Below are 23683 nucleotides of genomic sequence, written 5' to 3'. Positions count from 1 at the left end.
TTGATAAAAAGTAACTGTTCTCAGTGCACACCACCAGAACAGGATCATCTTCATTTTATCCTATATGAAAGCGATGTCAATCTATTTAACATAAAAACTATAACTAGGATAATAATCAGTAAAATTTGGACACAATCCTATAAATCATCTATCTTAAAGGGAATCTATCTCTCATTTTAAAAGAAAGTTCTTGTTTCTTATGAAAATTTCAGCTAAACACTTGTGAGATTTACTTTTATCCTTTAAAATAGAATAGGAGAAATTCCGTTATTATTTTCCGGAGGAAAAAGAAATGTCCATTAATTGGCAGGAAATTTTATTTCACTTTTTAGGAGGTCTAGGACTGTTTTTGTACAGTATTAAGACCATGGGAGACGGTTTGCAACAAGCTGCTGGAGATCGCCTTCGTTTTTACATTGACAAGTACACTAGCAATCCCTTTTTAGGTGTTCTAGTCGGGATTGTCGTGACTGCCCTCATTCAGTCAAGTACAGGGGTTACAGTTATCACGGTCGGACTGGTCAGCGCTAGTCTTCTCACTCTTAGACAGGCTATCGGAATTATCATGGGAGCCAACATCGGAACCACCGTTACTTCCTTTATCATCGGTTTCAAGCTTGGCGAGTATGCTTTACCCTTGATTTTCCTTGGAACCATGTTCCTCTTCTTTACAAAAAACAGAACAGCAAACAATATCGGGCGCATCCTGTTTGGTGTTGGGGGAATCTTCTACGCCCTTAACCTCATCAGTGCCGGTATGAGCCCACTTAAAGATTTACCACAATTCAAGGAATATATGGTAACCTTGGGACAAAATCCTATTTTAGGAGTGGTAGCTGGTGCAGTGATTACCGTCCTCATCCAGGCTTCCTCAGCTACAATTGGGATTTTGCAAGGCCTCTATGCAGGTGGCTTCCTTGACCTTAAAGGTTCCCTACCAGTTCTTTTCGGAGATAATATCGGGACAACCCTAACCGTGATCATCGCAGCAGCTGGAGCCAATGTCTCAGCGAAACGCGTTGCGGCAACCCACGTTACCTTTAACGTTCTAGGAACTATTCTTTGCTTAATCTTATTAGGCCCCTTTACTGCTATGATCGAGTACTTCCAGGCACTCCTTCACCTCTCACCTGAGATGACCATCGCCTTCTCGCACGGTGCCTTTAACGTAAGTAACACCATTGTACAATTTCCATTCATCGGAGCCTTGGCCTACTTTGTTACCAAGCTCATCCCTGGTGAAGACGAGGTTGTCAAGTACGAGCCCCTTTATCTCGACGAGCAACTTATCCAGCAATCTCCTTCTATCGCTCTAGGAAATGCTAAAAAAGAACTTTTGCACTTAGGGAACTATGCAGCCAAAGCTTTTGACCTTTCTTATACCTATATCATCGGTTTGGATGAAAAGGTAGCTGAAAAAGGGCACAAGACAGAGGAAGCCATCAACACCATCGATGAAAAACTCACTCGTTACCTCATCAGACTCTCAAGCGAATCCTTGAGTCAAAAGGAAAGCGAAGTCTTGACCAACATCCTGGATTCATCTCGTGATTTGGAACGGATTGGGGACCACGCAGAAGGCTTGCTCAACCTAACAGACTACCTCCAACGTAAGAATGTTCAGTTCTCTGATGCTGCTTTGCAGGAATTGGCGGATATCTATCAAAAAACTACTGACTTTATCAAGGATGCCCTTGATAGTGTGGAAAACAATGATATTGAAAAAGCTCAAAGTCTGATTGAACGCCATAAAGAAATCAACAATATGGAACGCGTTCTCAGAAAGACCCACATCAAACGCCTTAACAAGGGTGAGTGTTCTACACAAGCTGGAGTCAATTTCATCGACATCATTTCCCACTACACTCGTGTATCTGACCACGCTATGAACCTAGCTGAAAAGGTCATTGCTGAACAAATCTAAGTACCAAGAAGCTATCCTGAATAGGATGGCTTTTTCTTCTCCTCATCAAAAATTCCTTTTGTAGCATATAGAAAAATGCTTTGATTCACAATGGAATCAAAGCATTTTAAAGAGTTCTCCAAACATGATAGCAGAAACTGCAGTGCCCCTATACTTGGCTTCTTCTCTTTTGATAAAGCGCGCCAAGTTGATCAATTCAGGTGCTGGGTGCTTGGGATTTAGAAGCAATTCACGGGTGACCAGTCCTGAGAGTCGGACTGCTAGTAATTGCTCATTTGTAGTGGGTAGTTTTTTAGCAGTCTCTAAGAGAGCAGCAACTAAATCTTCACTCAAACCCTGACGAGCATGGTTGTAGAGATCTCTTATAAGGCTTTCTAGGTTTGGTTCTGCCATCCCGACCACCTCCCTTATGCTTAATAATGTTTAATCAAATCAACCGTTGAACGATCCAATTTTTTCACCAAGGCTTGCAAGAAAGCTTGGGCTTCTAAGAAGTCATCCATCGCGTAGAGAGTTTGGTGAGAATGGATATAACGGGCACAAACACCGATAGTTGTAGATGGGACACCACCATTTTTCAGATGAGCTGCTCCAGCGTCTGTTCCACCTTTCCCACAGTAGTATTGGTACTTGATACCTGCTTCTTCAGCCGTTGTCAAAAGGAAATCCTTCATACCTGGGAGGAGCAAGTGACCTGGATCATAGAAACGAATCAAAGTTCCATCCCCAATCTTGCCTTGACCACCATAAACATCACCAGCAGGTGAACAGTCAACTGCCAGAAAGACTTCTGGGTCAAACTTGGTTGTGGAAGTATGAGCACCACGCAGACCAACTTCTTCTTGGACATTAGAACCAAGATAGAGTTCATTTCCCAGTTTTTGACCTGACAAGGCTTCTGCTAGCTCGCTAATCATAAGAACACCATAGCGGTTGTCCCAAGCTTTTGAGATGATATTTTTTTCATTGGCTGTCAAGATAGCGGAACTATCAGGGACAATGGTGTCACCAGGACGGATGCCAAAACTTTCTGCCTCAGCCTTGTCTGCAAAACCACCATCAAAAATGATATCAGAAATAGCTGGCATGGTTGGCCCACCTGTTCCACGTGTCAAATGTGGAGGGACAGAACCTGAGATCACAGGAATTTCACGACCATCACGAGTAAAGAGTTTAAAACGTTGACTGCTGACCACCATAGGGTTCCAACCACCGATTTCAACGACACGGAAGGTACCATCTGGCCTAATCTCACTGACCATAAAACCAACTTCGTCCATGTGAGAAGCGACCAAAACACGCGGTGCATCCGTAGCTTCTGAATGCTTGATACCGAAAATACCACCTAAGCCATCTGTCACTACTTCATCCACGTGCGGTGTCAACTTTTCACGAAGATAAGTCCGAACAGGCGCTTCGTGGCCTGAGATCGCAGCAAGCTCTGTTACTTCTTTGATTTTTGAAAATAATGTTGTCATATCAGTTCCTTCTTTCTGTCCTCCATTTTACCACTTTTTATAGGAGAAGGATAGTAGGAAATTGGATTAGTTTTTACTAGTTTATCCTATAAAATAGAGGGATAGATATTATTTCAGAAATTTTTCTTTCTTTTTACATTAAATTGTCAGAAAATTTATTGACAGATTAAAAAATCGTGTTACATTATCTCCAAGGGTATTTTTATACCAAATCTACATGAAAGGATGGGGCATGAAACTCTCTCATATTTTAACAGGCTTACTTCTACTCCTGGTCTTTCTCTCCATTACCATTGGAACCAGTGATTTTTCTTGGGAAAAATTCTTTGCTTTTGACCAACAGACTTGGCTTCTCTTTCAAGAGTCGCGTCTTCCAAGAACCATCAGTATTCTCCTTGCAGCCTCCAGTATGAGCATGGCAGGACTCCTCATGCAGACCATTACTCAAAATCAATTCGCTGCTCCAAGTACAGTCGGAACCACAGAAGCCGCTAAACTGGGAATGGTGTTAAGCCTCTTTGTCTTTCCGTCTGCGAGTCTGACCCAAAAGATGCTCTTTGCTTTTGGCTCATCCATTTTATTTACCCTCTTCTTCCTGGCCTTTATGACTATTTTTTCTGTAAAGGAAAGGTGGATGTTGCCCTTGATCGGGATCATCTATAGTGGGATTATCGGTTCTGTCACAGAAGTTATCGCCTATCGTTTCAATCTGGTTCAGAGTATGACTGCTTGGACCCAGGGCTCCTTCTCCATGATTCAGACTCATCAGTATGAGTGGCTCTTCTTAGGCCTCATTATCCTGATAGCCGTTTGGAAATTATCCCAAACCTTCACCATCATGAATCTGGGCAAGGAAACCAGTGAGAGTTTAGGGATTTCCTACTCCCTACTTGAAAAGCTGGCCCTCTTTCTAGTGGCGCTAACGACAAGTGTCACCATGATTACCGTGGGTGCCTTGCCATTTCTCGGGGTCATCGTTCCCAATCTTGTCCGCAAGCGCTATGGAGATAATCTGAGTCAAACCAAACTCATGGTCGCTCTGGTCGGCGCCAATCTGGTTCTGGCCTGCGACATCCTCTCTCGAGTCTTGATTCGGCCCTATGAGCTGTCTGTCAGTCTCCTACTAGGAATCATCGGTAGCCTCGTCTTTATCCTACTTCTCTGGAGAGGAGGACAAAAGGATGCAGTTTAAAAGCAAACATACCAAGCTCTTCTGCCTTCTCATTATTCTGGCCATCGGAGCTTGTCTCCTCTACTTTTGGCCCATCACTAACCTGTCTGCCTTTGCCTGGAAGCTACGTTCCCAAAAAATCATCGTTTATCTCTTGGTAGCCATCGCGACTGGAATTTCGACCATTAGTTTTCAAACCCTGACGGAAAATCGCTTTATAACACCAAGTATTTTGGGAATCGAATCCTTCTATGTCTTGCTACAAACCCTGCTACTGATATTTGAAAGTAAATTTCTACAGTTTGGAAAGTCTCCTATCTTAGAATTTCTAGTCTTACTTCTGCTTCAATCCCTCTTCTTTCTCGCCTTACAAGGCTACTTGAAGACGCTGATGAAGCAAAATCTGGTTTTCATTCTGCTAATCTGCCTAGCCCTGGGAAGTCTCTTTCGAAATATCAGTACCTTCCTCCAAGTCCTGATGGATCCAAATGAATACGATAAACTGCAGAACAGTCTCTTTGCTTCCTTTCAGCATCTCAACACTTCCATCCTAGCCATCGGTTCTCTGATCATCCTCGCCTTGACAATCTTTTTATTTCGAAAAGCAGTCGTTCTGGATGTCTTGCACCTGCAAAGAGAAACGGCTCAGATACTTGGACTCGATGTTGAAAAAGAACAGAGAGAACTCCTCTGGGGCATCGTGCTCTTGACCTCAACAGCGACTGCCTTGGTAGGGCCTATGGCCTTCTTCGGCTTTATGCTGGCCAATCTCACTTACCTGATTGTCAAAGATTATCGGCACAAGTTGCTCTTTATCCTAGCCATTCTGATTGGATTTATTAGTTTGACCTTGGGGCAAGCCCTCATCGAACGAGTCTTTGCACTGGAAATTCGCATCAGCATGATCATCGAGAGTGTGGGTGGTCTCTTATTCTTTATCTTACTTTACAGGAGGGCGCGTCGGTGAAACTGGAAAACATTGACAAATCCATTCAAAAACAGGATATTTTGCAAGACATTTCCCTTGAAGTCAGTCCTCAGAAACTGACAGCCTTCATTGGTCCAAATGGTGCTGGAAAATCAACTCTTCTCTCTATCATGAGCAGACTGACCAAGAAAGATCAGGGAATTCTCAGTATCAAAGGCCGTGAAATCGAGAGTTGGAATTCGCAAGAACTGGCCAAAGAACTCACCATCCTAAAGCAGAAGATCAATTACCAAGCCAAATTGACTGTAGAAGAACTGGTCAGTTTTGGACGTTTTCCCTACAGCCGTGGTCGACTGAGAGCAGAAGACAGGGAAAAAATCCGAGAAACTCTGGACTATCTGGAACTGACCAACTTAAAAGACCGCTACATCGATAGTCTGTCTGGTGGACAGCTCCAACGTGTCTTTATCGCCATGGTACTAGCTCAGGATACAGACTTTATCTTGCTAGACGAACCGCTCAATAATCTCGATATCAAGCAAAGCGTCAGCATGATGCAGATTCTCAAGCGACTGGTGGAGGAACTTGGCAAAACCATTATCATCGTCCTCCACGATATCAACATGGCTAGCCAATATGCGGATGAAATTGTTGCCTTCAAGGACGGTCAAGTTTTTTGCAAGGGAACGACTGCTCAAATCATGCAGGCTGACCTGCTCAGTCAACTCTATGAGATTCCCATCACGCTGGCGGATATCAATGGCAAAAAGATCTGCATCTATAGCTAGCTATTCTGAACTCATGTTAGAGAGCCCTCTGTCTCTTAGCTAACAAGCCTATCTAAGAGCCCCCTACATCGTTATCACATTTTAAAAAGGAGAAATCATGAAAACATCCCTTAAACTTTATCTCACCGCCCTAGCGGTTAGTTTCTTGCTCTTACTTGGTGCATGTAGTACAAATACAAACTCAAGTACCAGCCAGACGGAGACCAGCACTTCTACTCCAACAGAAGTGACCATTAAAAGCTCACTAGACGAGGTTAAACTGTCAAAAGTTCCTGAAAAGATTGTGACCTTTGACCTCGGTGCTGCGGATACTATTCGCGCTTTAGGTTTTGAAAAGAATATCGTCGGAATGCCTACAAAAACTGTTCCGGCTTACCTAAAAGATCTTGCAGGAAATGTCAACAATGTGGGTTCCATGGTTGAGCCAGACCTAGAAGCCATTGCCGCCCTTGAACCGGATTTGATTATCGCTTCACCACGTACCCAAAAGTTCGTAGACAAGTTCAAAGAAATTGCTCCAACTGTCCTCTTTGAAGCTGGAAAAGAAGACTACTGGACTTCTACCAAGTCTAATATCGAATCCCTAGCAAGCGCCTTTGGTGAAACTGGTACGCAGAAAGCCAAGGAAGAATTGGCTAACCTGGACAAGAGCATCCAAGAAGTCGCTACTAAAAACAAAAGTTCTGACAAAAAAGCCCTTGCTATCCTCCTCAATGAAGGAAAAATGGCTGCCTTTGGTGCCCAATCTCGTTTCTCTTTCTTGTATCAAACCTTGAAATTCAAACCAACTGATACTCAATTTGAAGACTCTCGACACGGACAAGAAGTCAGCTTTGAAAGTGTCAAAGAAATCAATCCTGACATCCTCTTTGTCATCAACCGTACCCTTGCCATCGGTGGGGACAACTCTAGCAACGATGGCGTCCTAGAAAATGCCCTCATCGCTGAAACTCCTGCTGCTAAAAATGGAAAAATTATCCAACTAACACCAGACCTCTGGTATCTAAGCGGTGGTGGTCTTGAATCAACCAAACTCATGATTGAAGACGCTCAAAAAGCTTTGAAATAAACAAGAAAACCCGACATCAAATGATGTTGGGTTATTTTTTTTCTTGATTTCGTCTGAGTGAAAAGTGGTCTGGCACAGGATCTTTGCCTATTTTCGACCAAGGATGACAACGCAAAATCCGAGCCAAGCCCATCAAAACACCCTTGAAACCATGTTTTTCAATAGCCTGGATCATGTAGTTGGAACAAGTAGGCTCAAAACGACAAGAGGGTGGAAAGGCTGGTGAGATAAAACGTTGGTAAAAGCGTACTGGTGCTATTAAGATTCGTTTCATTATTTCTTGGTTACAGCCATAGTGTGTAGTTGGCTGATTTCTTTTTTATTAAGGCGACGGGATTCTCCTGGACGAAGACCTGTCAAGTCTAGGTGTCCAAAACGTGTCCGAGACAACTTATCCACTTGAAGACCGACAGCTTCAAACATCTTTTTAACCTGATGGTTACGTCCTTCATGGATGGTCAACTGTACCACAGAGCGATTTTTAACTGGATCCACTTTGAGAATTTCATAAACAGCTGGCTTGGTTTTCTTGCCATCAATCTCAAGACCACGGGTCAAGGGGCGGAGATTATCCTTATTGGCCACACCTTTAACACGCGCGACATAGACCTTATCAATCTCATTACGTGGGTGAATCATCTCATCCGTAAAGTCCCCATCATTGGTCAAAATCAAAACACCGGATGTATCCCAGTCCAAACGTCCCACAGGGTAAATGCGTTCTTTTACATTGGGCAAGAGGTCCACAACAGTCTTACGGCCCTTGTCGTCTGTCACACTGGAAATCACTCCACGTGGTTTGTTAAGCAGATAGTAGACCTTTTCTTCGTTGTAGATAGGTTGACCTTCCACTTCGACTTTATCACCAGACTTGATGGTCGTTGCGAGTTCACGCACTACCTGTCCGTTGACCGTTACCAAGCCTTGCTTGATCAACTCTTCTGCTTTTCTCCTACTGGCCACACCTGCGTGGGCAATATATTTATTGATTCTCATCTTCTTCTATCCTTTCACCAAATAATTGGCTTTCTTGCGCTTGAATCTCAAGCTCATCAATCACTGGCAATTCTTCCAAATGGTTAATTCCCATGTAATCTAGGAAATAATCTGTAGTCACATAGAGATTGGGACGACCCAACACTTCTTTTTTCCCGTCTTCTCGTATCAAATCAAAGGCCTGTAACTTTGCCAAGGCTCCACTCGAGTTAACCCCACGAATAGCATCAATCTCAATTCGGGTAATCGGCTGCTTGTAGGCAATGATGGACAAGGTCTCAAGAGCAGCCCGAGACAAACTTTGGTTGATGGGTGCCTTGGAGTATTCCTTCAAAATCGCTGCAAATTGAGGCTTGGTCACCAATCTGTATGCTCCCGCTGTCTCAATCAGGGACAAGCTCGAATCCTGGTCTTTCTCATACTTTTGGGCTAATTTTTCTAAACTCTGTTGGATGCCTGTCGGTGGAAGTGAGAGGAGTTCAGCCAACTGACGAACCCGAATCCCATCTTCACCTGCTACAAACAAGAGCGCTTCTATTTCTGCTAAAGTACTCATCTTTCCTCTCTATCAAGTCTAGCTTTGTGCCTCTTGACTTTCTTCCTTCTTTTCCATGAGATAGATATCTCCGAAACTCTCCTCTTGCACGAGGATCAATTCCTGAGTTTTGATTAACTCTAGGGTTGCCAAAAAGAGGGTAATAACCTCTTGAACATTCTGGGCTTCCTTGAACAAATCCTGCAAACGCAACTGGTCTCGTCCAGACAAGGACTCTTTTACGATGACCATCATGTCCTCAATCTTATACTCATCCCGCAAAATGGTCGTGTGATTCTGTGCGAACTCCTCTTTTTTCTTGGCTAGGATATTTGAAAAAGCCAAAAAGAGGTCAATGGTCGTCTTGTCATGTACAAGCTCTGCATCTTCGTAAATCAACTCTGTCGGCGCTTTGGAATAGTACTGAGCCCGATCTTGGTGCTTAGCCTCCAAGTGCTCACCCAGGAGTTTGAACTTGCGGTATTCTTCGATTTGAGAGAGAAGGTCCTGCTCCAGGTCATCCTCTAAGTCTGTCACTTCTGCTACCTTTGGCAAGAGCTTGCGGCTCTTGATTAGCATCAGCTGACTGGCCATAACCATATACTCGCCCGTTACTTCCAGACGCATGGCCTGCAGAGTTGAGACATAGGCTAGATACTGCTCGATGACTTCCGTAATGGGCACATCGTAGATATCCATCTGGTACTTAGAAACCAAGTGCAAGAGCAGGTCCAGGGGCCCTTCAAAATCTTTTAATTTAATATCCATTATCTATATTTTTCTAAGGTCAGGACTGTTTTTAATCCTAATTTTTTTGCAATTTCGTACAAATCGACCTTGTTTTCTATCTGTCTTAGAATGAACTGTTCCCGTAGGGCTTGGGCTGATAGTTCTGGGAAACCTTTCTCCTTGACAAAGGACTCCAGCTGACGAAAGGCCCACTGACGAGAATAGGCTTTCCCTCCCCTTTCAAAGAGATAGGTCTGCCCCATCAAGGGTTCCAATTCTGAAAGCAAGGTCCTAGGAATGGCTACAATCCTCTGTTGGGAAGCCTTGTTAATTCGCAACACCTGAAAATCCAGATTGATATCTGCAACCTTAAGGGCTAAAATCTCACTTGGCAAGAGCCCTATTTCCAAGATAAGAAGCGCCAGCAAGCGTCCTTCTGGATAATTACTTTCCTGCCAAAAAGAGTCTAGGTCTAGAATTTCTGGTTTTTCAATCTTCTTTTCAGCTTGTTTAGCTAATTCCAGACGGTAAAAACTGTCCACTTCTCCTTTTCGATAGAGAAAGTAGAGAAATTGGTTACAGGCCGAAAGTTTTCGCTTCTGGGCGCTGATTTTTAGATTGGCTAGCTGGGCTTGGTAAATCTTGAGACTAGTCTCAGAAATCCGTTCCCCTACCATGTCTAAAAATTGCTCCAAATCATACTTATAAGACTGCTTGGAATTGGCAGACAAGTCCTGTTTTTCCTCTAAAAAGGCTGAAATCCTATCTCTCATTTGCATCGAATCTCATATTCCTTACTAAAGTCATGCAAGAGGGCATTAACGGCCTTGAGGATGGACTTGCGCGTGATGATTCCTTGGAAAATTCCTTCACCATCTACGACTGGCAAGAAGGGTTCATCCACCAGTTTATGGAGGACTTCAGTGATGTTATAGTCTGGAGCGACGACTGCCACATCTGTCTTGGTCATATTAACGATGTCTGTCGTTGCCATCTGCTCATCCGTCAAACCTTGCTCCATTTGATAAGCCAAAATGTCTCTCAGCCCAATGGTTCCAACAAAGCGTTTGTCAAAGGTCACAACAGGGATACGGGTATAAGTGATTTGGCTCAACACTAAAATCGCATGATCAGCATTATGGGTATCAATCAAAGCTGCTAGATTCTCAGCGGGGGTAAGAAAAGTCTCTTCCTGCTCCAGTAAAAATGCTTCAAATTCCTTGGCAATCATCGAGCAAACTCCTTGGACAAGCCTGGATAAACCTCATGATCACGTGTCAAAAAGTCTACTTTAAAATAGCTGTCATCAATTTCCACACGGGCATAGAGGCATTCTCTGATGGTTCCTCTTGGTTGGCTGATGGAGCCTGGATTTAAAAAGAGTGTTTTGCCTTCCATCCAAGCATTTGGCACATGCAAGTGACCATAGAGACAGATATCGGCATCTTCTTCCTGAGCCCAGTAGTCCAACTTTTGAAAGTTGAAATTGATGTCAAACAAGTGTCCATGCGTCTGGATGATCTTGGTTGGACCAAGTTGAGTCACCAAACGTTCTGGATAACCAGCATAAAAGTCCATATTTCCTTTGACGACATGGATGCCTTCCCAGAGCGGAGAGTCTGGACGGAGTTCAGAGTCACCATCGTGAAAAATGGCATCGACTTTCCCCAGATAGCGATCACGAATTTCTTCCACAATCAAGCTATCTCCGTGGGAGTCACTCATTACAATGATGGTTTGCTTTGCCATGATGGAAATACCTCCAAAAGTTTCTTAACGGCTAAGGCACGGTGGGATTGGCTATTTTTTTCTTCAAGGGTTAATTCTGCTGCTGACTTACCTGTCTCTCCCACAAGGAAAAGCGGGTCATAGCCAAAGCCATTTTCCCCCTTGGGTTCAAAGTTGATATAACCTGGCCAGTCAGCTTCGACAACCAAGCTTTCCTTGTTTGGACTAGCTACGACTAGGGTTGTATGGAATTGAGCTGAGCGGTCCTTGAGTTCAAAGACCATGGCCAATTCGTGCAAGAGTTTGGCATTGTTTTCACGATCAGTTGCTCCTACACCAGCGAATCGCGCTGACCAGACTCCTGGCAAACCGCCAAGGACATCGACTTTGAGACCTGAGTCATCTGCCAAAACCATCTTTCCTGTTAATTGGGAAATAGTTTCTGCTTTAAGTCGAGCATTTTCTTCAAAGGTCATACCTGTTTCAGCTACTTCAGGCAGATCTGGATAGTCATTGAGATTTTCCACATCGTAGCCTAACTTGTCAAAGATAGCTCGGAATTCCTTGGTCTTGCCCTCGTTACGAGTCGCAATGAGCAGAGTTTCTCTAACCTTGCTAGTTTCAAAGAAGGCTTCTACATCGACTCCTTCTTTAGGCAATTCAACATGCAAAAGCTTTCCATCTTCAACCAAGAGCAGAGCACCCTGACGTTGGATGACTTCTAGATTACGGCCTGCTTCTGCATTTAAAATCTCAACGATAAAGGAGAGCAGACGAAAGTTAGAAGACCAGCGCATCACCGTTATCGTAATCGGAAAGCCGTTTTCCTCGTCACGAAAAATCCGCGCTAAATCCATAAAATCAAGCTCGAGAGGATCTTTGATAAGGCTATAGATGTCTCCATAGACATCCCATACACCGACATACCAGTCCTGGTCATCCTTGTATTCATAAATTTTATTTGTCATAAAGTTACATGCTCCACATGAATCTCTTTTTCAAGCCATTCTGCTCCAATCTGGGCAAAACTTTGGCTATTGGCTGTTGTGTAAAAACGATGTTGAAGAGGTCCCGCATCTCGGCTACGATTGATTTCAAAATAGTTCAGCAAAACCGAGATATCCCGTACACACTCTGCCCCACTATCGATGAGCTGAACCTTTGGTCCCATAACATTTTGGATGATAGGGCGAAGGAGTGGGTAATGGGTACAACCCAAAATCAGGCTATCCACCTTGCCGACCAAGGGACGCAGGGTTTCATAGACCACTTTCTTAGTAACACTGGTTGACAGGGCACCAGACTCCACCAAGGGAGCAAGCTTGGGACAGGCCAAACTCTCCACCTGTAAATCCGGATCCAGATCATGGATTTTCTGACGGTAGATGTCTGATTGGACCGTCATGGGTGTTCCAATGACCCCGATTTTCCCACCTTGACTGGACTTGATAGCTGCCGAAGCTCCTGGCAAAATCACACCTAGGACAGGAATGTCTAGTTGGGCCTTGATTTCTTCCCAAACGACCGCAGTCGCAGTGTTACAAGCTATGACAATCATTTTGACATCCTTGGTCAAGAGAAAGTTGACCAACTGCCAAGTATATTCACGAATTTGCTCAGCAGGACGGGGACCATACGGCGCCCGTGCCGAATCTCCAATATAGACGATTTCTTCATGGGGAAGCTGGCGCATGAGCTCACGAACAACGGTTAAGCCCCCGACACCCGAATCCAAAAAACCAATTGGTCGATTATCCATACAGTCTTCTTTCTAGTCTTTTTTCTGATTGATAGTTCATCATAATTACTCGTCCTAAATGAACGGATAGACAGCTTGATAGAATGGCAACTGCCTCTCTCTTAATCATAATCAAATATCAATAGAATGCAAGGAAAAAGTCTTATCCTTGAGAACTATTGAACATAGTGAGAAGTCTGGAACTTTCATCCCAGACTTTTCCTATTTATTTCTTTTTGTTCTTAGCAAGGGCTGCTTTTTGTTGGCGGATGATTTGGTGGTAAACTTGTTGTACCTTGGCTTCGCTTGGTTTTTGACCATTTGCACTCAAGAGAGCACGAACTGCGTCAGCGTTCAAACGTGGGTTGTCAGCATATTTTTTTTCGATTTGCTTACGAGCCAAGTAAATCCCTCCAAGAGCTCCCCCTAGAAAAGCTAGCACAATCAAGACAATTGCTAAAAGTAAATCCATTCTTTTTCTCCTGTTTCTTTTTGAGTCTTCTATATTATACCATAAAGTGACTTTCCTGACTAGTTTGTTTTACGCTTTCAAAAAGGGCAATAGGCGACAAAAAAGGAGCCCTGTTTTTCAATGAAAGAGAGCTCCTTGCTGCGTTTAATTTACATAAATAGCCAGTGTTTGATACGGTTTCAGAATAATTTTTTCTGATACTTCTACATCTTCATAGTTTGAAATCAGAATCTGTCCATTTTGGTAGGCTACTGGCAGGTCAATTTCTACTTCTGTGGCATAAAAGTTATTGAGGACCAGTAACTTTTCATTCTCATACTGTCGTTCAAAGGCATAGACTTGCTTACTGTCTTCAAAAGCTGGTTTGTAGTTTCCTTCTGAAATGATTGGCATTTCTTTACGAAGTCGAATCAAGTTTTGGTAGAAGGCGAAAATTGGGCCTTTGATTTCATTTTCTACGTTGATGTGAGGGTAGGATTTTCCTGCCTTCAGCCATGGAGTGCCTGTTGAAAATCCTGCATTTTCTGAGGCATCCCACTGCATGGGAATGCGTGAATTATCTCGTGACTTAGCCTGAATAATCTGGAAGGTTTCTTGCTCACTTTTCCCTTCTTTTAAGAGCGTCTGATAAGCATTGATAGACTCGACATCCACATAGTCAGCCATGGAATCATAGCCTGGGTCAACCATGCCAATTTCCTCACCCATGTAGATATAAGGTGTCCCACGTGACAGCTGAATGCTGGCAGCCAGCATAGTCGCCCCTTCCTTGCGGAAATGTTGAATATCGACAAAACGATTTAAGGCTCGTGGTTGGTCGTGATTGTTCCAAAAGAGGGCGCTCCAGCCGTTTTTGTCACTCATTTCCTTGCCCCAGCTATGGTAAAGACTTTTCAACTCTTCGAAATCAAAGGGAGCTAAAGTCCACTTCTGCCCATCCTTGTAGTCCACCTTGAGATGATGGAAATTAAAGGTCATGGATAATTCTTGACGGTCAGGTGACGAATAGAGGACACAATTTCCCATGGTTGTAGAGGACATTTCCCCAACTGTCATAAAGCTATCGTCTGTTCCAAAAGTGGCCTGGTTCATCATGCGCAAATAGTCATGAACGATGGGCTTGTCTGTGTAAGCTGGCTTTCCTTCATTGTCAGGGCAATCCACTAAGAGCTCATCCTTGCCAATCAAATTGATCACATCAAATCGGAAACCTTTGACTCCCTTGTCTCGCCAAAAATTAACAACCTTGAAAAGCTCCTTGCGGACATTGGGATTGCGCCAGTTAAGATCTGCCTGAGTCTCATCAAAGAGGTGGAGATAATATTTCCCTGTCTCCCCGAAAGGTGCCCAAGCAGAGCCACCAAACTTAGAAATCCAGTCTGTTGGTTGATCTTGGATGAAGAAAAAGTCTTGGTAATACTTGTCACCGGCCAGGGCTTTCTGAAACCATTCGTGTTCTGTCGAACAATGATTGAGCACCATATCTAACATAAAGTCAATCTTGTACTCCTTACCAACACGAACCATCTCTTCAAAATCAGCCATATCACCAAAAAGTGGATCCACAGCCATATAATCTGAAATATCATAACCATTATCCCGTTGAGGACTTGGATAGAATGGATTGAGCCAGACCATATCTACACCTAGCTTCGCTAGATAGGGAATTTTTTCGATAATCCCACGGAAATCTCCAATGCCATTTCCAGTGGTGTCTTTGTATGATTTTGGATAGATTTGATAGACTACTTTTCGTTTATCAAGTGCCATCTGTTTCTCCTTTTCCGATAAAAGGGAGGAACCTGTGTTCCTTCCCTATTTGTGCTATTTTAATTAAATCCGTGTTGCAAACATGAGCGGTTGACCAGCTTGAATTATCGTCGGATAAGTTCCAGTGATAGTCGCTGTATAAGCATCTTGGTTGGTGATGATAACAGGAGTTTCTGTTACGAGACCCGCAGCCGTGATAGCATCTATATCAAAGCTAATTAGTCTCTGACCAACTGTGACGTGGGCTCCTTGGGCTACATGACTTTCAAATCCTTTGCCATCAAGACCTACTGTATCCATACCGATGTGGATGAGTAATTCCACTCCCTCATCAGAGACAATACCGATGGCATGCTTGGTAGGGAAAAGAACCGTCACTGTCCCATTGACAGGAGAAGTTAACTCACCTTGGCTTGGTTCAATAACCAAACCTTGTCCCATGACACCTGATGCAAAAACAGGGTCCGTCGCTTGACTCAATTCTTTCACTCGACCAGCAAGTGGGCTGACAATTTCTACTGGAGCATGGGTTACCGGTTCATGACTGACAAATTCTGCCTCTTCTTGGGCAACGAATTCTGCCTGCAAGGCTGTATCATCCTCTGTCTTTGTAAAGAGACCTACTTTGCGGAAGAAGAAAGTCAAAAGCATTGGAACAACAATAGCGACTAACATAGTTCCTGCAAATGGAAGCATGTATTGTGGTTGAATAGAAAGAATACCTGGCAATCCACCGATACCGATAGAAGCAGCAGTCACGTTAAATGTCACAGAAAGCATACCTGCAAGAGCAGAACCAATCATCCCAGCTACGAATGGATAGATGTATTTAACATTGACCCCAAAGAGGGCTGGTTCTGTAACACCGAGATAGGCTGAAATGGTTGCAGGAAGTGAAATCTGAGCCTCACGCTCATCATGACGATGCATGAAATAATAGGCAAATACGGCAGAACCTTGGGCAATATTGGAAAGAGCAATCATTGGCCAGAGGGCAGTTCCGCCAGCATCCGCAATCAATTGTGTGTCGATGGCATTGGTCATATGGTGCAAACCGGTGATGACAAATGGAGCGTAGAGGGCACCAAAAATCGCACCGAAGAGCCATTTAACTGGACCAGTCAAGCCTGCCAAGACAACTGCTGAAAGTCCTTGCCCTATTGTCCAACCGATTGGTCCCAAGACAGTATGAGCCAAAATCAAAGCTGGAATCAATGACAAGAAAGGTACAAAAATCATGGAAATGACTTCTGGAATATGCTTGCGCCAGAAGATTTCTAGATAAGACAGACTCAAACCTGCAAGCAAGGCTGGGATAACTTGGGCTTGGTAACCGATACGATTAACAGTGAAGTATCCAAAATTCCAAACCCAGTTTGCTGCAATCTCTTCTGTTGAAGTAGAAGCAACCGCATAGGCATTGAGCAACTGAGGCGATACCAAACAGATCCCGAGCACAATTCCCAAAATTTGGCTGGTTCCCATCTTACGAGAAACAGACCAGGTAATTCCTACTGGCAAGAACTGGAAGATCGCTTCACCAGGCAACCAGAGGAAGTGATTAACCCCTGCCCAAAACTGAGAGGATTCTGTGATGGTCTTGCCATCCAACATTGACCAATGCACACCTTCCAAGACATTACGGAAACCGAGGATTAGTCCACCAACAATCAGGGCTGGAATAATCGGTGTAAAAATCTCCGCTAGAGTGGTCATGACACGTTGAAGTACATTTTGATTACTCTTAGCTGCAGATTTGGCCGCTTCTTTGGAAACACCCTCAATGCCTGAAACAGCTGTAAAATCATTGTAAAAAATCGGCACGTCATTCCCAATAATCACCTGAAATTGACCCGCATTTGTAAAGGTCCCTTTGACGGCTGGAATCGACTCGATGACCTTGACATTGGCCTTCTTTTCGTCTCCGAGAACAAAACGCATCCGTGTCGCACAGTGGGTGACAGCAGTGACATTCTCCTTGCCTCCGATCGCCTGAAGCAGATCTTTAGCTTCTTGTTCAAATTTTCCCATTTGATTCTCCTTATATTTGTCAAAGCAAGCTTGACTTGATAGCTCCATTGTAAACGATACCAAACTTGTATGCAACTTGTTTGCGATAAAAAGAGGATATTTTTGCATATTTTCTAGCACTTGTATGGTAAAATAGATACAAGTGTGTATAGAATAAGATTCAAAACTCATTTAAGGAAGCAATATGAAGAAATACCAACAATTATTTAAGCAAATCCAAAAAACCATTCAAAACGAGACTTACGCTGTCGGAGATTTCCTCCCCAGTGAGCACGAACTCATGGATCAGTATCAGGTGAGCCGTGACACCGTCCGAAAAGCTCTGTCCCTCCTCCAAGAGGAAGGATTGATCAAAAAGATAAGGGGGCAAGGTTCTCAAGTCGTCAAAGAAGAAACGGTCAATTTCCCTGTCTCCAACCTAACCAGCTACCAAGAACTGGTTCAGGAACTTGGGCTGCGCTCAAAAACCAATGTCGTCAGTCTTGACAAAATCATTATCGATAAAAAGTCCTCACTGATAACCGGATTTCCAGAGTTTCGGATGGTGTGGAAGGTGGTCCGCCAGCGTGTAGTGGATGACCTGGTATCGGTTCTAGATACGGACTATCTGGATATGGAACTGATTCCAAATCTCACTCGCCAAATCGCTGAGCAGTCTATCTACTCGTATATAGAGGACGACCTCAAACTCCTTATTGATTATGCTCAGAAGGAAATCACCATTGACCACACGAGTGATCGAGACAAGATTCTCATGGACATTGGGAAAGACCCTTATGTCGTTTCCATCAAGTCAAAAGTCTATCTCCAAGACGGGCGCCAGTTTCAATTCACCGAAAGTCGCCATAAATTAGAAAAATTTCACTTTGTTGACTTTGCCAAAAGACATCCGAAATAAACACTTACAGTTGGGGATACTCTCAACTGTTTTTTAGTAGTAAACGATCTAGTTGAGAGTTGGAAAAGAGGGTCTGCTTGCTACTTATTCTACTATTTTAAGAAAAAACAACAGCAAATATGTATCTTGCTAAAAAGTTCTTGACAAATGCTAAGCGACCATTAGAATGGGAGGTAAGGAGATAAATAGAAACAAAATAAACGAAACTGCTTTATGAAATGTAAGCGGTTTCGAATACACAAAGGAGGGTTTTATGAAAAAACACTTTTGGGAGAAATCCTGTCGCTATAGCATCCGCAAGCTGACGGTTGGGACTGCTTCTGTTTTACTGGGGGCTGTTTTTCTAGTCAACCATACTGTAGCTGCAGACAGTGTTGAGGTCAAGCAAACTGAACCAACCTCTGTCGAAGCTATCACTAAGCCTGATAGTGAACCCAAAGCTGCTGAAGCTACTGAAACTACAAAACCGTCTCTAGCCGAGAGCCCAGTAGTTTCCGAAAGCAAGCCAGCTAACGAGACTCAGACGACAAATAGTCAAGCTAGTGAAGAAGCCATTGTAGAAGCTAAAGAAAATAAGGAACCTGAAAAAGCAGATCAGCCTGTGACAAAGCAAGAAAACTATCAACTCAACTACGATCAACCAACAGCTCCCTCCTATGATGGATGGGAAAAACAAGCCCTTCCTGTCGGAAACGGAGAAATGGGAGCCAAGGTTTTCGGTCTCATCGGTGAGGAGAGAATTCAGTACAACGAAAAGACCCTCTGGTCAGGAGGACCACAACCCGATAGCACCGACTATAACGGAGGAAACTACAAGGATCGCTACAAGGTCTTAGCAGAGATACGTAAAGCCCTCGAAGCTGGTGACCGCCAAAAAGCAAAACAGCTCGCCGAACAAAATCTAGTTGGACCAAACAACGCCCAGTATGGACGTTACCTAGCCTTTGGAGATATCTTTATGGTTTTTAATAACCAGAAGAAAGGACTAGATACTGTAACTGATTATCACCGTAATCTGGATATCACAGAAGCCACTACAACAACTTCTTACACCCAAGATGGGACCACCTTCAAACGCGAAACCTTCTCCAGCTATCCTGATGATGTCACTGTAACCCACCTGACCAAAAAAGGAAACAAGACACTTGACTTTACCCTTTGGAACAGTTTGACAGAAGACTTGCTTGCTAATGGGAACTACTCTTGGGAATATTCCAACTATAAGAATGGTCATGTCACTACAGATGCAAACGGAATCCTTCTAAAGGGAACTGTCAAAGATAACGGCCTCAAATTTGCATCCTACCTAGGAATTAAAACGGACGGAACAGTTACTGTTCAGAATGAGACACTAACCGTTACAGGCGCAAGTTATGCAACCCTCTATCTCAGTGCCAAGACTAACTTCTCTCAGAATCCCAAAACCAACTATCGAAAAGACATTGACCTCGAAAAAACAGTTAAAGGGATTGTCGAAGCAGCTAAGGCCAAGGACTACGAAACACTGAAAAAGGCCCATATCAAGGACTATCAAAGTCTCTTTAACCGCGTTAAACTAAACCTAGGTGGAAACAAGACTGCTCAAACGACAAAAGAGGCCCTTCAAGGCTATAACCCAGAAAAAGGGCAAAAATTGGAAGAACTCTTCTTCCAATACGGACGTTATTTACTCATCAGTTCTTCTCGTGATCGGACAGATGCCCTTCCTGCAAACCTACAAGGAGTCTGGAATGCTGTAGACAATCCACCTTGGAACGCTGACTACCACCTCAATGTCAATTTGCAAATGAACTATTGGCCAGCCTACATGAGCAACCTTGCTGAAACTGCCAAGCCAATGATCAATTACATTGATGACATGCGCTACTATGGTCGTATCGCTGCTAAGGAATACGCAGGTATCGAATCCAAAGACGGACAAGAAAATGGTTGGCTGGTCCACACCCAAGCAACACCATTTGGCTGGACTACTCCAGGTTGGAATTACTATTGGGGTTGGTCTCCAGCAGCTAACGCTTGGATGATGCAAAACGTCTATGATTACTACAAGTTCACCAAGGATGAGACCTATCTCAAAGAAAAGATTTATCCAATGCTCAAGGAAACAGCTAAGTTCTGGAACTCCTTCTTGCACTATGACAAGGCCAGTGACCGTTGGGTGTCTTCTCCATCCTACTCACCTGAACACGGGACCATTACCATCGGAAATACCTTTGACCAATCGCTAGTCTGGCAGCTATTCCACGACTACATGGAAGTCGCCAACCATCTGAATGTCGACCAAGACTTAGTCACAGAGGTCAAGGCTAAATTTGACAAACTCAAACCACTTCATATCAATAAAGAAGGACGTATCAAGGAATGGTACGAAGAAGACAGTCCGCAATTCACAAATGAAGGGATTGAAAATCACCACCGTCACGTTTCCCATCTAGTTGGTCTCTTCCCAGGTACGCTCTTTAGCAAGGACCAGGCTGAATACCTAGAGGCTGCGCGTGCTACCTTGAACCACCGTGGAGATGGTGGTACAGGTTGGTCTAAGGCCAATAAAATCAATCTCTGGGCTCGTCTGCTGGACGGCAACCGTGCCCATCGCTTACTCGCTGAACAGCTTAAGTATTCAACCCTAGAAAATCTTTGGGATACGCACGCGCCTTTCCAAATCGACGGAAACTTTGGAGCAACTAGTGGGATGGCAGAAATGCTCCTCCAATCTCATACTGGCTATATTGCGCCATTGCCAGCCCTTCCAGATGCTTGGAAAGACGGTCAGGTTTCTGGCTTGGTTGCTCGAGGAAACTTTGAAGTCAGCATGAAGTGGAAAGATAAGAACTTGCAAAGCTTGTCCTTCCTTTCAAATGTCGGTGGAGACCTGGTTGTAGATTATCCAAATATCGAAGCCAGCCAAATCAAGGTCAATGGCAAACCAGTCAAGGCAACGATCCTTAAAGATAATCGTATCCAGCTTGCAACACAAAAAGGTGACGTCATTACCTTTGAACACTTCCCTGGTCGTGTAACCAGTCTGACAGCAGTTCGACAAAATGGAGTCACTGCCGAACTTACCTTTAACCAAGTAGAAGGCGCTACCCACTATGTCATCCAAAGACAAGTGAAAGACGAAACTGGCCAAACTTCTGCGACCAGAGAATTTGTAACCAATCAAACCCACTTTATCGACCGATCACTCAATCCTCAACATTCCTATACCTATACTGTCAAGGCTATGCTGGGCGAGCTTGCCACACAAGTTTCTGAACAGGCCACTGTCGAAACCTATAGCGAGTTGATGGACGACCGAGATAGCCGTATCCAGTACGGAGCTGCCTTTGGAAATTGGGCAGACGCAGAATTATTTGGAGGAACAGAGAAATTTGCTGACCTTTCAAAAGGAGACTACACAGACGAAGACCTCACTGCCACCATTCCTTTCACTGGTGTTGGTATCGAAATCTATGGACTGAAATCATCTGAACTAGGTCTTGCCACTGCTAAAATTGATGGCAAAGAGGTCGGCGAACTTGATTTCCATACTGCTGGAGCAACTGAAAAAGGTAGTCTCATCGGTCGCTTCTCAGGATTATCTGACGGACCTCACACATTGACTCTTCGTGTTAAACGTGAGCACAAAGGACGTGGTAGTGAGCGCTCGAAAATTTCCTTAGACTACTTCAAGATCCTAGCAGGAGCAGGAAATACGATTGAAAAAATGGATGATCGTGATTCGCGCATCCAGTATGGTTCCCAGTTTAAGGACTGGTCTGACCCTGAACTCTACGGAGGTACGGAAAAATACGCGGACATCAACAACAGTGACTCTAGTGCAGCTTCAGAAGCTCAGGCAACTATTTCCTTTACAGGGACAGGTATTCGTATTTATGGCTTGAAGAGCCTTGCCCTTGGACGAGCACGTGTTACACTAGATGGCAAAGAAATGCCAAGTCTAGACTTCTACACTTCAGGTGCAACTGAAAAGAGGGCCTTTATTGGCGAATTTACAAACCTTACTGACGGTCCGCACACCCTGACATTACAAGTTGACCCAGATTCGCCAGAAGGTCGTAAGAAAATCTCTCTAGACTCCTTTGATATCATCAAAGCTCCAGCTGTTGGTTTAGATAGCCCAAGTATCGCACCTCTTAAGGAAAATGACAAAGAAATTTCCTTAACCCTTCCATCTGGAGATTGGGAAGCCATCGCAGTGACCTTCCCAGGTGTCAAAGATCCTCTAGTCTTGCGTAAGGTGGATGAAACGCATCTGGTTACCAGTGGAGATCAGACTATCCTATCAATCCAAGACAATCAAGTTCAAATCCCAATCCCTGACGAAACCGATCGCAAAGCTGGAAATGCCATTGAAGCTTATACCATTCAAGGTACTACCACAAGCAGCCCTATCGTAGCCGTCTTTACTAAAAAGGATGAAAAGAAAGTTGATGAGAAGCAACCAACTACAAGTAAGGGGGACGAACCAGCTCCTACTGTAGAGAAACCTGAGTACACTGAAACTATCGGTACTGCAGGGCAAGAGGAACCGCCTACAGTGACAATACCTGAATACACTGATTCTATCGGAACTGCGGGAGAACAAGAAGCTCCAACAGTTGAAATTCCTGAATACACCGAGCCTATCGGAACGGCAGGAGAACAAGAATCTCCAACAGTTGAAATTCCTGAATACACCGAACCGATCGGTACTGCAGGGCAAGAGGAAGCTCCTACTGTTGAAAAACCTGAGTACACTGACCCTATCGGAACTAGCGGGGATCAGGCTGCTCCAAGCCTTAGCCTTCCTGACTATCCAGTTCGAGTCTTAAAAGATAAGGAAACTGGAATAGAAATCATCGGTGGAGCCAGCGACTTAGAAGGAATTTCTCACGTTTCTAGCCGACGTGTCCTAGCTCAAGAACTCTTTGGCAAGACCTATGATGCTTACGACCTACAGCTTAAAAATCCAACCGATCATAGCTTGCAGCCAAAAGGCTCTGTCTTGGTTCGCTTGCCTATTTCAGCTAGTGTAGAAAAGGTCTATTATATTACTCCGACCAAGGAGTTGCAAGCCCTTGATTTCGATGTTCGAGAAGGAAAGGCAGAATTCATCACTAGTCATTTCAGTACCTATGCTGTCGTCTATCAAGCTGCTGGAACAACCCTTAGTACAGATGAAAAGCCAAGTGCTTCAGATGCAGAAACCTTGGCACACGAGACTGAACAACTTTCAGCTAGTCCGAGTCTTGCTAAAGCTGGAAATCATTCTCCTAAAGAAGAACTTCCAGCGACAGGAGAAGCATCTAACCCACTCCTCTTCTTAGCAGGCCTTAGCCTAGCCCTAACAGCCACTTTTATGTTAAAAGGGAGAAAGGATGACTCCAACTAACCTTTAACCACACAAAAACAGGATGAAGATCACCTTCATCCTGTTTTATTT

Annotated in this window: 21 protein-coding genes; 7 read left to right on the top strand and 14 right to left on the bottom strand. The window is 44.0% G+C overall.

Annotated features, from left to right (window positions below; translation table 11 throughout):
* Positions 1-292: 292 nt before the first annotated feature.
* Positions 293-1924 carry a Na/Pi cotransporter family protein gene (locus MK395_RS00725; protein WP_049550431.1) on the top strand — a complete coding sequence of 544 codons (1632 nt, stop codon included), beginning with the start codon at positions 293-295 and terminating at the stop codon, positions 1922-1924.
* Positions 1925-2020: 96 nt separating this feature from the next.
* Here MK395_RS00725 and MK395_RS00720 read toward each other — a convergent pair whose 3' ends face one another.
* Positions 2021-2317, bottom strand: coding sequence for an enterocin immunity protein (locus MK395_RS00720; RefSeq protein WP_049550432.1), 297 nt, complete (start codon positions 2315-2317; stop codon positions 2021-2023).
* Between the two features lie 20 nt (positions 2318-2337).
* On the bottom strand, positions 2338-3402 hold the full coding sequence (gene pepA / locus MK395_RS00715; RefSeq protein ID WP_049550433.1) for a glutamyl aminopeptidase: 1065 nt from the start codon (positions 3400-3402) through the stop codon (positions 2338-2340).
* Between the two features lie 232 nt (positions 3403-3634).
* Between pepA and MK395_RS00710 the strand changes: the two genes are divergently transcribed.
* The 4 genes from MK395_RS00710 (at position 3635) to MK395_RS00695 (ending at position 7358) form a co-directional block, all read left to right on the top strand.
* Positions 3635-4594 carry an ABC transporter permease gene (locus MK395_RS00710; protein WP_049500374.1) on the top strand — a complete coding sequence of 320 codons (960 nt, stop codon included), beginning with the start codon at positions 3635-3637 and terminating at the stop codon, positions 4592-4594.
* Complete coding sequence (locus MK395_RS00705; protein WP_268711073.1) at positions 4584-5540, top strand: iron chelate uptake ABC transporter family permease subunit; 957 nt, start codon at positions 4584-4586, stop codon at positions 5538-5540. Before MK395_RS00710 ends, MK395_RS00705 begins: the two co-directional genes overlap by 11 nt.
* Positions 5537-6289, top strand: a complete 753-nt coding sequence (locus tag MK395_RS00700) for an iron ABC transporter ATP-binding protein (RefSeq protein WP_000764284.1) — start codon at positions 5537-5539, stop codon at positions 6287-6289. The genes MK395_RS00705 and MK395_RS00700 overlap by 4 nt, the downstream gene beginning before the upstream one ends.
* Positions 6290-6386: 97 nt before the next feature.
* Positions 6387-7358 (top strand): siderophore ABC transporter substrate-binding protein, encoded by a 972-nt coding sequence (locus tag MK395_RS00695; RefSeq protein WP_065371386.1) that lies wholly within the window; start codon positions 6387-6389, stop codon positions 7356-7358.
* Positions 7359-7389: 31 nt separating this feature from the next.
* On the opposite strand, the gene yidD is transcribed toward MK395_RS00695, so the two are convergent.
* From yidD to treP, 12 genes are all read right to left on the bottom strand, one after another.
* Positions 7390-7632, bottom strand: a complete 243-nt coding sequence (yidD, locus tag MK395_RS00690; protein ID WP_045616413.1) for a membrane protein insertion efficiency factor YidD — start codon at positions 7630-7632, stop codon at positions 7390-7392.
* Positions 7632-8354: a pseudouridine synthase gene (locus tag MK395_RS00685; protein ID WP_001222228.1), complete on the bottom strand. Its 723-nt coding sequence runs from the start codon at positions 8352-8354 to the stop codon at positions 7632-7634. The genes yidD and MK395_RS00685 overlap by 1 nt, the downstream gene beginning before the upstream one ends.
* On the bottom strand, positions 8341-8910 hold the full coding sequence (gene scpB, locus MK395_RS00680) for an SMC-Scp complex subunit ScpB (protein ID WP_049550436.1): 570 nt from the start codon (positions 8908-8910) through the stop codon (positions 8341-8343). Before scpB ends, MK395_RS00685 begins: the two co-directional genes overlap by 14 nt.
* Positions 8911-8928: 18 nt before the next feature.
* Positions 8929-9657, bottom strand: a complete 729-nt coding sequence (locus MK395_RS00675) for a segregation/condensation protein A (RefSeq protein WP_049550437.1) — start codon at positions 9655-9657, stop codon at positions 8929-8931.
* On the bottom strand, positions 9657-10391 hold the full coding sequence (xerD, locus tag MK395_RS00670) for a site-specific tyrosine recombinase XerD (RefSeq protein ID WP_282185816.1): 735 nt from the start codon (positions 10389-10391) through the stop codon (positions 9657-9659). Before xerD ends, MK395_RS00675 begins: the two co-directional genes overlap by 1 nt.
* Positions 10388-10849, bottom strand: a complete 462-nt coding sequence (gene cbpB / locus MK395_RS00665; RefSeq protein ID WP_000560697.1) for a cyclic-di-AMP-binding protein CbpB — start codon at positions 10847-10849, stop codon at positions 10388-10390. The genes xerD and cbpB overlap by 4 nt, the downstream gene beginning before the upstream one ends.
* Positions 10846-11367 (bottom strand): metallophosphoesterase, encoded by a 522-nt coding sequence (locus tag MK395_RS00660; protein WP_001118939.1) that lies wholly within the window; start codon positions 11365-11367, stop codon positions 10846-10848. The genes cbpB and MK395_RS00660 overlap by 4 nt, the downstream gene beginning before the upstream one ends.
* Entirely contained in the window at positions 11343-12314 is a 972-nt protein-coding gene (locus tag MK395_RS00655) for a nucleoside-triphosphate diphosphatase (protein WP_268711072.1), read from the bottom strand. The genes MK395_RS00660 and MK395_RS00655 overlap by 25 nt, the downstream gene beginning before the upstream one ends.
* Positions 12311-13105 carry a glutamate racemase gene (gene racE, locus MK395_RS00650; protein WP_000370381.1) on the bottom strand — a complete coding sequence of 265 codons (795 nt, stop codon included), beginning with the start codon at positions 13103-13105 and terminating at the stop codon, positions 12311-12313. Before racE ends, MK395_RS00655 begins: the two co-directional genes overlap by 4 nt.
* A gap of 205 nt (positions 13106-13310) precedes the next feature.
* Complete coding sequence (locus tag MK395_RS00645; RefSeq protein WP_000364984.1) at positions 13311-13556, bottom strand: YneF family protein; 246 nt, start codon at positions 13554-13556, stop codon at positions 13311-13313.
* Positions 13557-13700: 144 nt separating this feature from the next.
* Complete coding sequence (gene treC, locus MK395_RS00640) at positions 13701-15326, bottom strand: alpha,alpha-phosphotrehalase (protein ID WP_268711071.1); 1626 nt, start codon at positions 15324-15326, stop codon at positions 13701-13703.
* Between the two features lie 63 nt (positions 15327-15389).
* The gene (gene treP / locus MK395_RS00635) at positions 15390-17357 is read right to left on the bottom strand and encodes a PTS system trehalose-specific EIIBC component (RefSeq protein WP_268711070.1); all 1968 of its coding nucleotides are present in this window, start codon (positions 17355-17357) and stop codon (positions 15390-15392) included.
* 184 nt (positions 17358-17541) lie between these two features.
* Between treP and treR the strand changes: the two genes are divergently transcribed.
* Together treR and MK395_RS00625 are read left to right on the top strand one after the other, a co-directional pair.
* Positions 17542-18255, top strand: coding sequence for a trehalose operon repressor (gene treR, locus MK395_RS00630; RefSeq protein WP_000760678.1), 714 nt, complete (start codon positions 17542-17544; stop codon positions 18253-18255).
* 253 nt (positions 18256-18508) lie between these two features.
* Complete coding sequence (locus MK395_RS00625; RefSeq protein ID WP_268711069.1) at positions 18509-23632, top strand: SIALI-17 repeat-containing surface protein; 5124 nt, start codon at positions 18509-18511, stop codon at positions 23630-23632.
* Positions 23633-23683 lie beyond the last annotated feature (51 nt).

It is taken from the genome of Streptococcus oralis (assembly GCF_026782085.1).
GTDB classification, from domain to species: domain Bacteria; phylum Bacillota; class Bacilli; order Lactobacillales; family Streptococcaceae; genus Streptococcus; species Streptococcus oralis_DA.
This window is presented reverse-complemented; position numbering and strand designations above follow the sequence as displayed.